Consider the following 13,269-nt stretch of genomic DNA (forward strand, 5'->3'; position numbering starts at 1 on the left):
ATGCAGAAAATCTCATTTGAAGTAAACGGTAAATCTGTTAATGTCGAGGTTCATCCTTTTTCACGTTTGCTCGATGTTTTACGTAACGAATTGGAGTTAACAGGTACAAAAGAGGGTTGCGGAGAAGGTGAATGCGGTGCTTGTAGTGTTTTTATAGACGGTATTTTGGTAAACAGTTGCCTGGTCCCCACTTCCCAGGTGCAAGATTGCAAAGTCGAAACTATCGAAAACATTGCGCAAGACAACGAGCTCCATACAGTACAACAAGCTTTTATCGAAACCGGTGGGGCTCAATGTGGTATTTGCACGCCAGGAATGATCATGGCCACCATAAATATCTTGCGTTCTCATCCTCAAGCGAGTGACAATGAAATTCGCGAAGGATTGGCTGGCAATTTCTGCCGTTGCACGGGATACACAAAAATAATTGATGCGGTAAAAAAAAGTATAGAGGAGAAAAAAGATGAGAGCGTATCTTCCTAAATACAATTTGACAACGGCAAAAAGTTTAGAGCACGCATTGCAAATGATGAACGACAGCAAGCGTCCAATTGCCGGAGGAACGGACTTGATGGTCCTTTTTGATATGGGAAACCTTCCTCCCGGAGACTACGTAAATATCCACCGTATTCCCGATTTACAAGGTATCGAGGTAAACGATGATTACGTAGAAATTGGTGCTCTAACCACCTATAGCCAACTGCGCCAACACGAAATCATTCAACAAGAGTTTCCTTGTATATGCGAAGCGGCGAAAGTCACAGGTGGTGTTGCCATTCAGAACCGAGGTACCATTGGCGGCAATATTGCCAATGCCTCACCAGCGGCAGATACTCCTCCTGCTCTTTTGGTATACGATGCCGATCTTAAAATCGTATCCGCCACTGGGGAAAAAATAGTTGCTTATGAAAACTTCCATACTGGTTACAAACAAATGCAATTAGCGAAAAACGAACTCATTCAACGCATTCGTTTACCGCGAAAAAACAAACACAACTTGCATTACTATCGTAAAGTTGGTACACGCAAAGCCCAAGCCATTTCCAAATTATGTATGGCAGGAGTTGCCAATTTTACTCCAGAGAAGATTGTACAAATAAAAATTGCCTTAGCTAGCGTGGCACCCACTGTAATACGCTGCAAAAAAACAGAAGCGTATTTTTGCGAAAAGCAATATGCACAGATCGATATTTGTGAAGCAAAGCGTATTTTGCAAACAGAAATAGCTGCCATTGATGATCTTCGATCCACAAAAGAATATCGTATCCAAGTTGCTTGTAATTTAATACAAGAATTTTTTGACTTGATAACAGAGGAAAACAATGAGTAATCTACCAACTTTATCGCAAGACGAAGCCAAAGAGAAATTAAAAAAAGGTGAAAGGCTTCACCAAGTATACATAGAACGTCTTTCTTTGTCTAAATTTGAGCTAGAAGAGAAAGTTGAAATTACCGAGTGCAAGATTGGGGTATTGGACTTTAACAAAACCCAGTTTAAACAAGAGTTTATTCTACGTCAATGTGATGTAGAAACCTTAGTTTTAGCGGAGGCAACCTTTCACCAAAAGTGTACATTCAAAAAAACCAAACTAGGTCGTGCAAAGATCCAAAGAGCCAATTTTAAAGGCAACTTAAATGCCGAGTCGGCGCGTTTTAGTTATACATCTTTTTATGAATGTATATTTGAAAAAAATGTCAACTTTGGATACGCATCTTTTTTTGGTGATGCGACATTCCAAGGTGCCGAGTTCCGTAAAGGCGGACGCTTCAACAGTATGCGCATTGTCACTGGTGGTGGTACTTTCGTCGGTACCTTTTGGGGAGGAAAAGCCGACTTTCGCCAAGTCAATATTGAAAACGATATGAATTTTTCGGGAAGTCGTATAGAAGACGAACTGCTCCTCATAGGTGCGGTAATTGGTTTAAACGTTAGTTTAGACAATTGTACTCTTCATGCCAAAACAGACATTAGTAATGTAATGAGTGGTCGTAATATCTCGATTATTAACGTAACTTTGGGAGAAAACCAAAGTTTCCGTTTCGTAAACACGACTACTCCTGGACTTAACATTGAACGCAATGTGATTGAAGGGCATGTTTTTCCCGAAAATACGGGGAACTACCAGATGGCAGCAAAAGAATATGCTTTTTTACGTACAGCGTTCCAAACAATGAACCGTTTTGACGACGAAGACTGGGCTTACTATCAATTTAAACGCATGCAGCGCAAAAGCCGTCCATTTACCCTAAATCCCATCAGTGCAATGAAACGTTTGGGAGAATACTTGTTTTTAGACCTAGGCTGCGGCTATGGAACCATGCCGTTTCGTACCTTAGGGGTGGTGGGTATATTGATTTTCCTATTTGGCGCATGTTACTCCATGTTAGGGGCTGCGGGAAATATTAGTTTCGGCATAGAACATGCCAAATTGAACAACTTTTTAAACGCCATTAACACCAGCCTAGTTGTTTTCAGCGGTGGTTATGGAGATTTGCAGGTAACAGGTGTTGCGCGTTTACTTGCAATGATCGAATACCTGATCGGTGTCGTTTTCATGGGACTTTTTGTTGTCTCTTTTAGCCGCAAAATTATTCGTTAATTTTAATATTTTTGAGAAAATGGACATTTGTAACATGGCAATATTTTTGCTAATATATAGGTGCAATTACTATGTATTCTCCTTAAGAAAGAAAAGATATGTCTGCCTCTGACAACCATGAAAAAACCCCATACGACTTAAAAAAAACCAAACGCATAAAAAAAATGAAACAGAGCAGTTTAATTGACCAAATTGTTTCATTACAAAACGAAGACAAAATCAATAAAAGAGTATTGCCCGGAAACTATTTAGAATGTTTTCCTTTTCCCAAGTTTCGCTTAAACAAGAAAAAACCGTTTTACATTGGAAGGAGTAAAGAAAACGACTTAGTTTTGGCCTCTACCGATGTTTCGCGAAAACATGCTCTTGTCAAATGGAATTCAGAAGAAAGAGCTTATATAATTTACGATTTAGAAAGCGCAAACGGCATTTACGTGAACGCACAACAATGTCAACGGCGGGTTTTGGAAGACAAAGATATTATTTTGATTGGCGAACATCATATATCCTACTTTACCATCAAGGAACTACAAGAACCAAAAGAAATGGAAGGTGCAGAAACCACCATAATGAAACAACGCAACAAAATCGTCGAAAAGTTATATGCCTCTCTAAAAGGGAATCTTGAAGTTCTTGACTTAGGGACTGTCTTACAGATGATTGCTAGCGAAAAAAAAACCGGCTACATCAAAATAGATAGCGAGTCCAGAGGCTATATACAATTCGAAAATGGTTATGTGGTACACTGCGAAGTAGGAGAAGAAAAAGGGGAAGAGGCTTTTTTCGCCATAATGGAGTGGAAGTCGGGAAATTTCAATTTCGTAAAAGATGTCAAGCCAACCGAACGTACAATGAACGACGAAGTACAATATCTACTTATGGAAGTCGCGCATCGCGAAGATGAGCAACAACGAGGGGAGATGATGTAAGGCGGTGAATACCGCCTTATTTCGACACTCTACCCTTTAGTGTCGTGCATAGTAAAAATAGTCGACCGTAGGCTTAAAATTCTTTCCAGGTTGAATCGTTTGTGTCCATTTTACTGTAGAACTGTTGTTCACCGCATAACTACCGCGGTAGTTATCCCAATCGCGACTATCATAACCACGCAAAGTCACCTTACCATCGTCGGAAACCTTTGTGGTCTTTCCACCAAAGTTAAAAATAATCTCCACATTTATTTCCTTGCGCTTATTATTACAGACATCGAGAAGCGCTTGGTTGGCAATCTTCGCATAGTAATATCCGTCCCACTTCATTTCTCGCAATTGGCGTTTCGTCTCTTTTTCTTCGATGGTTCCCTGAACATCAATGGCCACGGTCACACGTACACGCACCTTGCCTCCGGAAGAAGTGTAGGTAAGTAACTCCTGAGCTAGAGGCTGCTCCCCCTGCATGATCATAGCTGCTCCAGTGGTCCACGGTAACTGCGTATTATTTACAAGTTCTATTTCATGCCAAATTTTATTTTCGGAAAACTCTAGCTGGGTGCTGCTTTTCGAAAAGTGTGCGTGATGTAAATTGTGCTTAATTGCGGCCTTCCATGTATAGATATCGCGGTATTTCACCTTAGCAGAAAAAATGTGCACTGCGGCACGTCCACCTTTACGGATCGATAGCTTAGGTAGTTTATACACAAACAAATCTTGAGACCCCTTGGTTGTAAGTTCCGAAGGCAAATTGACATTGCCATTGTTTTCGGCGCGTTGTGGCGGAGCATAGGCATTGAATCGTTGTTGCGACATAATCGCATTGGAAAGCGAATCGCTGCGTCTGCGGTTAGAGTGGCGCAAAACATTGCGCAAAGTATTCTCTAGACTCAAAGGGCTCACCATATCGCGAAAACGAAAATTAGGAACCCCCACCACGATATCCATCGGAACATCAACGAGATCTTCGTTTTCATTGATAATTTCCGCTTGTAATGAGACAGAGGCAAGGTTGTCGTTTTGTAGTGAAATACGATATGACGGAACCCAGCGCATTCCTGGAGTAAAATACATCAGTGTGATACGATGTTTTTTGTTTGCCTCAGGAAAGTGAAACGTCAGCTGTTTACGACGTTCTTTGATCTCAATTTGTCGCTTCATCGTAACGTTCATATTGGGAATAAACAAACTGCGAATTTGCGAAGTACCAAGTAGTACGTCCTGCTCCGCGGTACGCAAAACAAAATATGCTCCCGAAATACCGGAAATCGTCGATGTAGCTCCCTCGGCAATTTCATCGCGCACTTCCCACATATTACGTGGCAAATTTTCACGTGTTTTGTTACTAAGAACTTCGTGAATTGTGCCCTCATACGAGACCTTGTCATGTGTGACAACTTTACATTTTTTACCTTTATTCACTTGCAAAATTTCAATGTGCTGCGTACAAGTAAATTCTTTGTTTTTTGTGGTGACCACTTCACGCCACTCGGCGTTTAAACTAGTAATATTCGCTTCTTTCGCCGTAGCCCACAACGATCCTAGAACCGCCGATTCGGGAACGGAGTAACTAATAATTTCACCTTGATCGTTTGTGGTAGCACTACCTTCCTTGATCACTAGGCAATACCCATCTTTAAATACAATCACTTTTTGCGTGGTAAATTCAATATTGTTCGTAGAATTTGCCAAAAGAATCGGCAACAACATGATACTGAGTAGTATGTATTTGTGCATTCTCACTCTCCAAAATTTAATACTTTTGTACAGGAATGGTAATTGTGTACAATGTTATGAACACAAAGTACTTTTGAACATGAATTTTAAGTATTGGTATTTCGTGACCGTGACCGTCCGTAGCCGTACGGTTACGGCTACGGTCACGATACAATTTCCACAAGTTTTTAAGACTCGAATCAAGGTTGCGTTTTTTTAAATACCAATGCTTAACATTCTTAATACACAATATAACATAACTTCCTCTTTTCTTTTGTAACAGATTTGTAAAACAAACATGGATACCAAAACTCAAAAAACTTTTTTTTCTATGGCGATCATCGTAAGCGCACTGCACCTCATCGCCATTGCCTGTAAATGGGCTAGTGTAATATATATATCCAAACCACTTATCGTCGTATTTCTACTTCAAGTCTGGAACTACCAAGCTGACAGTAGTAGCAACCAACATATAAAACAATGGTTTATGATGGGATTGATGTTTTCCCTAGTGGGAGATGTTGTCCTAATGAACAAGCAATTTGTGTATGGCATTCTGTTCTTTTTGGGCGCACAGTGCTGTTACACGGTTACGTTCACAAAACTATATCCGTGGCGAACCAAAGATATCATCCCTGCAATTCCCGCAGCCACGTATATGGCATTTTTATTGTGGGTATTATTACCTAAAGTAGGTAATTTACTCATTCCCATTACCATTTATGCTTTCGTCATTTCCATGATGTTATGGCGTGCACTCTGCATAACCGCACTCAAAAATATGCTGGCCTACCTGCTGGCATGTGGAAGTATACTTTTTGTGGTGTCAGACTCGTGCATTGCCATCGATAAATTTATCCATCCTATTCCGTATCACCGAATAGTGATTATGAGTACCTATATAGCCGCGCAAGTTCTATTGTGTTTTGCAACGATAAAGTTAACACAAACAGATCAACTAAAAACAGCAAAGGGTGAATAAATGTCCTCTCAAGAACCTAATAAAATATACAAGGCCAATAAAGGTGCAGGGTGTTTTGTTTATATTGTTTATGCAGGTCTATTTGTCTTTCTGTTGCTTGTGGCGATAGGGTTGACACTCATGGGATTGGAAAAACAATTTGGTAAAGTTTCTGATACCATGTCAAACGTATTACTTGTCGTCAGCGGTATTATGTTTCTCGCCATTTTATATTTTTGTTTTGCCCACTATCGAAAACGCGCGAGTTTTTTTATCACTTTAGAGTCGGATCATATTGTGATTGGCAACAACAAACAAAGCCAACAAGTCAAATATGAAGACATCAAGTCATTGCAATTTCTACGCAACAAAAAACAAGAAAAACTCAGCCAGATGGTTATTAAACTAAGCAACGGAGTAACTCACAAAGTACCTCCCATCTCAAATGTAAACAATCTATGGCATAACATCATTTCCCGAGTAGACAGAACTATATTAGATCGCTGCACCATCGAAGTCGACAATGGTAATCATGTTGTTTTTCACGATGATAATCAACGGCGTGTTATTATGGGAATATTGGCGGTGTGTTTTTCCATATTGGCCATCGTAGGAATTGTTGAGTTGCCAAAAGCAATTGCCACGAAAGAGTGGAAAATGATAGCAAAAACTGTCTTTTTGGTCTTTGCCGCCATTGGTACAACTTCCGAATTTATTTTCATGCGCAATAGTGGAATCATAGTCAGCCAAGACGGTGTCGCTGGGGCAAGAAAAAAGAACATTACTTTTCCTTGGGAGCAAATCAAATCTGTAGAAAAAAACGACATGGGTGTTGTGCTACATACCCAAAATAATACCAAACTCACCATTTCTGAGCGCGCAGAAAATTTCTTTTTGTTCTTACATTTCATACAAGGGTTTATCTCGACAAAGTGCTTTGATAAAGATATGGCATTTCCCTTGGCAATTAGGATAGACGACAGTGACTTTCGCATTGATGTCGACCTGGTACGAATTTTAAATCGTTGGTCGTGGAAGTTTACTACGAACGGATTAAAAGAATACAATCATCGCGAAATTTGCTTTACCTTGCGCATGGAAACCAGCGAGACATGTGATCAGTTGCCGTCGCAAGTTCTCGATATGCTTAAGTGGCTGTATAAAGGGCTTGCCAATGAAGAGCAAATGACAGCGCGCAATATGTCTTCTTTCCCTGAGCCTGGTCTTCTTGCAAGAGAGGATTGGGCAGGGCTCATATACTCAAACCAGAAAGACATTTTATGTGCGTTATTAGTGACAAAACATGAATATACCAATGCCATGCTATATGGTTCACAACGTATACTAAACCGCCTCGGAGAGCTATATCGGTATTTCCCCAATCCTCATTGGAATGATCGGTTTCGTACAGAAGTAGCTTATGAAAATGAGGAGCCTGTCGCGAAACCAACGGTCAGGTTTTTAGATGGTGTGACAACAGCTCTTTACAAAAACGATTGTGAATTGCACATTAAGTTAAGCAAATCCACACCTGGCGGATTAGATGAACTTCTGGAAGTGAAAAGCGATCAACCCAAAGCGCTTTCTTTCAATACCCATACGACAGAAGAGGCAGATTGTGCTTTGATGTGGTACCCAGGGCAAGAAGGATTGTTCGCAATAGATCGTCACAATTCACAGAAAAAAAATATGACGGGTTGCTTCGTGATGTTTCTTCCTCATGCAGAGGAAAAACAAACGATCGGACTCTATGAAGATGGATTTACGGTATTCGTTCGTCCTGATACTTATGCAGAAATGATTGTTGCGATTTCTGAAAAACAGCATTACCAATGGCAAGACGATAATGGTAAAAGGCTATTCATTGATTTCGTAGATGATTAGGAAAACTTTTAAACAAACTCAAACGATAGGGGGGTCATATGAAATTGCGTTTTAGCTTACTGATATGTATGTTAAGTTTATTTGTTTTTGCCGATATAGAACAAGAGCGCTATCCTATTTTTGCGATGGGAGAATCCAAAGAAATAGCACGTAATAGGGCAATAGCGCGCGCCGAAAAACTGGCCAAGCAAGCGGGAAAACAATATTCTGTTTATAACGAAAATTATAGTAAATTTACCGGAGGTACTTTTTGGAAGTGCCGCCTGGATGTTTCCTTTCATAAAATACAACCACAAAAAAAACAAGATCGTTATCCCGTCATGGGACGTGGTTACTCGCAAACATTAGCCAGAAGTAACGCCGAAGCACGCGCGCAAAAAATTGCCAAGCAAACCGGAAAAAAATACTCTATTTACGGAGAAAAATACACCAAGCTGAGTGGCGGGCGCATTTGGATTTGCCGCCTGGATGTTTCCTTCCACAATTTAGCTAGTTTGATGGTAGAAGACTCAGAGTTAGAAGTGACCACCATGGCAAAAGAACAACACACAGCGTACAAAGAGGCAGTAAGCCAATTGCAAATGTATCAAAAAGACTTAGACAAAAAATACAACATCCTTTGTGAAAGCTACTTGAAACGAGATGATAAGTGGCAATGCAAGATAAAGGTTTCTTTTACGGACACAATCGAAAAAAAGCCATTGCTATTGTCGTTTACGTTTTGGGGAAAGAGTAAGAAAATAGCGAAGCAAAATGTAATGCAGGTAATTAAAAGTGAGATTTTTGAAAGCGAATATTCTGTTGTAAGCGAGGTGTATACGAAGGTGGATAATGACCTGTGGGAATACACCATATCTTTTCAATTGCCGAAAAAAAATGGATAGTGGTACCAACATATCACCAAGACCGCACACCAATGACGTCTTTTTCTGTACGCGTTAGATGTGTAGGAAAGGAAGTCACTGGTTTGCGGTCTTGATGTCTCGTACACTAGTGACATTACTTATGCAGCAATTTTTCTATTTCTCTCGACCACTCTCTTACTTCATTGTGGCGCTGTCCCATACGGCTGGCCCACTTTTGCGCTTTTTGTAAATACTCCTTGGCCAACTTTTTATTTCTTTGCAAATGGTAACTGATTCCTTTTGCCATAAGTAAAGTACCGTCATGGGGATATTGACGATGTATTTTATCCACGTATTCCATAAATGTTTTCTGCGATGCGCCCTTGTTAATTACCGCTATTCCCCAATAAAACCACAGTGCGTTGTCAAAGGGATTTTTTTTGCTGTACTGGATAAATTTTTCGTCTGCTGAAGCAATCTTCAGTTGTTTGGCGTAAAAAATGGCTTTGTATAACCAATAATAGCCGTAGCCAGGTATACGCTCGTGTAATTCCTCAAAAATATCCATGTTTTCTTTAATAAAAACCGGAGATTTTTCATAATTTCCTACCAACAAAATCCCCAGTTGGTGGCGAAATTGTAAGGTGTGGAAATCTTCATACATGGGCGGATCCACTTCCAGCATTTTTTCCATCGCTGTGTAGGGGTCTTTTTGTATCATCGCCGCTTTATAGTTGTAGTGAAAGGTAACCATACTCCACATACATAATTTCCAAAAACCTATCAGCACAGCAGTGTAAACTAGTTGTCCTAGCCATGGCACACGCAATGTTGTTTTGTGTTTTACCGAAGACAAATACCACCCGATAATCATCGCCAATAAAAATTGTATCTGTACATAGGAAAACACGACGGAAACTTGGGCGTGAAGAAACAAAAATAACGTTGCTGTGACAAGGGTGTAGTCAGTGGCACTTTTCTCCTTTTTTCGCCAAAAACCAATATAGACAACGGCAACTATCACGATAAAAATGGCACAGCCAATCAACCCAAGTTCGCTACACAATTCCAGTGAAAAACAATGTGGAAAATCGTTAAACTTCGTGCTGTAAATCGCAGAAAAACTTTCTACAGACCGAAATTGAGGAAACACGAAACAGAAATGTCCTGCCCCCCAACCTAACAGAACGGACGTTGGCGAAAATAACACCATATTAAGAGTGTCTTGCCACATAAATTTGCGAATTTCAATAGAAGGCCACAGCTCATTGATTACTGTGGAATAAAAAGGTAGGGCCGCGAGTAGTAGCAAAATACCGACAATAAATAAGTATTTTTTTATTTTAAGGAGAAAAAAAACGGTAAGAGCCACAGAACCCAGTAGCATCAACATCGTTGCTTCGGAACTCAGAGTGATCAAAAAATAGCTAAACCACAAAAACGTTGCAATCCCAAAGAAAAATGTCTTTCTACCGTAGTGTTTGATTAGGAATCCACCGTTGACGAGCAAAGCAAACGATAGTACCGAAGATCCCATATTAGGGTTGCCAAAAGGATAGCAAAAGCCATTGCTGATTTCTTGGCAGTAAAAAGAAATGTAATAGATGATCGAAATAATTAGGAAAGCGCCTAGTAAATTTTCGAGAACAGAGTCAGATAATTTCTTGTTGTGGGAAAATACGATATTACAGGCACTTATACCCAAAAAAAACGCCATTACGCGCATAACGCCACTCAAATAGACATTGGCATCGCTTGCCCACAAACCGGAGAGAATACTCCACCCCAAAAAAAATACCACAAGGAAACTACCATAGGTAACTTCCTTGTGATAAATCGTAGATGCCAAGTTTACGGCAATAGCCCATGAAACCAACCAGAAATAGTTGGTGACGTTGGGCAAGTGAAAAGAAGAATTAAAACTCAAGTAGGTCGAGGAAATGACAAAAATAAATAAAATACTAGTTGAGTTTTTTCTTATCATCTTGATCTTTTCCCGTCGCTTCCATCACATCCCAATCTTCATCGTCGTCGTCATCAAAATTTTCATCTTCTTCAAAAACCCAGTCGTCAAAGTTTTCGTCTTCTAGGTCATCGAATAGGTCTTCGTCGTCTTCCCCGGTGGTGGAATCGACAAATTCGTCGGTAGCGGTCATGCGCATAACATCTTGTTCTGGCGCCTTAATACTTATGCTGTTATTGCCAAAAGACGAAGTTTTCTCTAGTATCTCCATCATCGCAGTCTCTTCGTTGACAAACTGGTCTGCATCTGCATTCTTCACGCGTTCTAAAATTTCGGTTTGCGAAGAAGCATTTATCTCAGAGTCTGCTTTTGTTTTTGGCTTTTTACTTTGCGGTATATCCGCTTTGGTTTTTACTTTTGCTCTTACAGCATCCGCTTTGCTCCGCGACTTTGCAGAAAGTGATTTTGTTCTTGATGCATCCGCTCCCGTCCTACGTCTTGTATCTGTCGCAGTCTTTGGTTTGGCAGCATCTATTTTTGTCTTAAGCCTTGTATCTGTACCAGTCTTTGGTTTGGCAGAATCTACTTTCGTCTTAGCCTTTGTATCCGTTCCCGTTTTCGGTTTTGCAGAATCTACTTTTGTTTTAGCCCTTGTATCTATTCCTGTCTTTGGCTTTGTCGAATCTACCTTTGTTCTGCGTTTTCTATCCGTCCCGGTCTTTGGTTTTTTCATTTTAGGTTTAGGACGTGGGAAGGCCATACTTTGAGGTTTTGACCTAGGCTTTTCTTGTTTTGTCTCTTCTATTTCCAGTTCTTCGAACTCATCTTCGTCAAACTCTTCAAAGTCTTCAAAGTCCTCTTCTTTGGCTTGCAATTTCTGTACGACTTCGCGTTCTTCTTCGGCAACTGGCTGTCTCGCTTCCTTCACAGGGCGCTTTACTTCTTTTTTCACTGCTTTCTTTTTGTCTTTGGATTTTTTCGGCTTCGCCGGTTTTTTATCTTCCAGAGGATCTTCTTCCTCATCGACGATGGAGAGTGGTACGCTAGACTTCGCTAGACGTGCAACGTTTTCTTCGTCATCGAATAAAACAGAAGTGTCTCCCGTAGCACCGAGTTCCATTTCTTTCCATTTCACCGCCGCTTCAGAAAGAATTTCGCTTAAATCTTGGTAGCGATACTCAGGGTCAATAGACAAACAGCGCTCGATAATACGCGACACCCATTGCGGAACATCAGCGTCTTCGCTAATTTCGACACCTTTTTTGAGATGGGTAAAAATTTTACGCTCGGACATACCCTTAAAAAGATGTTTACCCAAAGCAAACTCCGAGAGTAGAATTCCCATAGTGAATTGGTCGCAATTGCTGCTGACATCCTCATAATCGACTTGCTCGGGAGACATGTAAGTGTTGACACCGCAACCAGCAGTATTTTTGATGAGCGCAAACGCCGTACTTTCTTGATCACTCTGCTCTTTTATTAGACTAAAGCCATTGAGAAAAAGTTTACCTTCGTTTTCGCCCTCTACCCCCATCCATAATTGCTCAGGACGAATATTGCCATGCACCCAACCATATTTTTTCATCCACGAGAGAGTGTGCGTAAGTTGTGCAAGTATCGATAGTAGATTTTCGAGTGGTAAATGACGACGCCAAGTATTCATAAAATGTACAAAGTTGACATCGGAGCAGTATTCGGTAATTACGTAGTATATTTGTGGTATTTTAAAACGATAGGGGAAAAATACGCCTGTGGGTTTACACATACCTTCATCGAGAACATTCAAAATACTATCATCAGGCGAATTCACTAAATATTTTTTGTTTTTCTTGTCAACACTAAATGTTCTTTGAACAAATTCTTCTGGCAATTTTACATTTTTTTGGGGTAGAAAGATTGTGCAATACACAAAGGAACTGTTTTGTTCGTCCCAAGCCTTGTAAACTTCAACAAAAGAATCGTCAACAAGACGCTTGCGTATTGTATAGCGATTATTAATCACCGTATCGAAACGCAATACACTTACTTTAGATCCGTATTTGCGAAGAGCCCCCTCTGTTTTCGACGCTTTCCATGACTTTACGCGTACGCTCTCTTCGCCTAAACGCGATTCAACCCAACGTTGATTTTCTTGTCCTGGGGCAACAGTTGCGATAAATTCTTCTTCGCCATCTTCGTTTAAAGTTTGCCACACCTGGGCACGACGATTGGGCATCGCTTGATACAGTTCGCCAATTTGCTCAACAATTTTTAGCTTCCCCACGCCCATATTCATTGATTTACTTCTCACTTTGGGGATTGGTAGTGGAGCAAAATCTAATACGCCATCCTCTTTGGATTTTTTACCAAAAATTTTCTTAAAAAACTTCAT

At 40.4% G+C, this 13,269-nt stretch carries 10 protein-coding genes; 7 read left to right on the top strand and 3 right to left on the bottom strand.

Going from position 1 to position 13,269, the window contains the following annotated elements; all coding sequences use genetic code 11:
* From UABAM_RS09810 to UABAM_RS09825, 4 genes are all read left to right on the top strand, one after another.
* On the top strand, positions 1-483 hold the full coding sequence (locus UABAM_RS09810; RefSeq protein ID WP_151967825.1) for a (2Fe-2S)-binding protein: 483 nt from the start codon (positions 1-3) through the stop codon (positions 481-483).
* The gene (locus UABAM_RS09815) at positions 464-1,330 is read left to right on the top strand and encodes an FAD binding domain-containing protein (protein ID WP_151967826.1); all 867 of its coding nucleotides are present in this window, start codon (positions 464-466) and stop codon (positions 1,328-1,330) included. Before UABAM_RS09810 ends, UABAM_RS09815 begins: the two co-directional genes overlap by 20 nt.
* Complete coding sequence (locus UABAM_RS09820; protein WP_151967827.1) at positions 1,323-2,600, top strand: pentapeptide repeat-containing protein; 1,278 nt, start codon at positions 1,323-1,325, stop codon at positions 2,598-2,600. The genes UABAM_RS09815 and UABAM_RS09820 overlap by 8 nt, the downstream gene beginning before the upstream one ends.
* Before the next feature lie 98 nt (positions 2,601-2,698).
* Positions 2,699-3,529 carry a DUF4388 domain-containing protein gene (locus UABAM_RS09825; protein WP_151967828.1) on the top strand — a complete coding sequence of 277 codons (831 nt, stop codon included), beginning with the start codon at positions 2,699-2,701 and terminating at the stop codon, positions 3,527-3,529.
* 36 nt (positions 3,530-3,565) lie between these two features.
* Here the strand turns inward: UABAM_RS09825 and UABAM_RS09830 are convergent, their stop codons facing one another.
* Positions 3,566-5,266 (bottom strand): hypothetical protein, encoded by a 1,701-nt coding sequence (locus UABAM_RS09830; RefSeq protein WP_151967829.1) that lies wholly within the window; start codon positions 5,264-5,266, stop codon positions 3,566-3,568.
* 277 nt (positions 5,267-5,543) lie between these two features.
* Between UABAM_RS09830 and UABAM_RS09835 the strand changes: the two genes are divergently transcribed.
* From UABAM_RS09835 to UABAM_RS09845, 3 genes are read left to right on the top strand one after another with little or no spacing between them, the layout of a single operon-like run.
* The gene (locus UABAM_RS09835; protein ID WP_151967830.1) at positions 5,544-6,227 is read left to right on the top strand and encodes a lysoplasmalogenase; all 684 of its coding nucleotides are present in this window, start codon (positions 5,544-5,546) and stop codon (positions 6,225-6,227) included.
* Positions 6,228-8,090, top strand: a complete 1,863-nt coding sequence (locus UABAM_RS09840; RefSeq protein ID WP_151967831.1) for a TGF-beta receptor interacting domain-containing protein — start codon at positions 6,228-6,230, stop codon at positions 8,088-8,090.
* Positions 8,091-8,128: 38 nt separating this feature from the next.
* Positions 8,129-8,974: a hypothetical protein gene (locus UABAM_RS09845; RefSeq protein WP_151967832.1), complete on the top strand. Its 846-nt coding sequence runs from the start codon at positions 8,129-8,131 to the stop codon at positions 8,972-8,974.
* Between the two features lie 115 nt (positions 8,975-9,089).
* On the opposite strand, the gene UABAM_RS09850 is transcribed toward UABAM_RS09845, so the two are convergent.
* Positions 9,090-10,919 (bottom strand): O-antigen ligase family protein, encoded by a 1,830-nt coding sequence (locus UABAM_RS09850; RefSeq protein ID WP_151967833.1) that lies wholly within the window; start codon positions 10,917-10,919, stop codon positions 9,090-9,092.
* A complete protein-coding gene (locus UABAM_RS09855) occupies positions 10,897-13,269 on the bottom strand; it encodes a protein kinase (RefSeq protein ID WP_151967834.1) in 2,373 nt (790 codons plus the stop codon). Before UABAM_RS09855 ends, UABAM_RS09850 begins: the two co-directional genes overlap by 23 nt.

This window comes from Candidatus Uabimicrobium amorphum, assembly GCF_009002475.1.
GTDB classification, from domain to species: Bacteria; Planctomycetota; Uabimicrobiia; order Uabimicrobiales; family Uabimicrobiaceae; genus Uabimicrobium; species Uabimicrobium amorphum.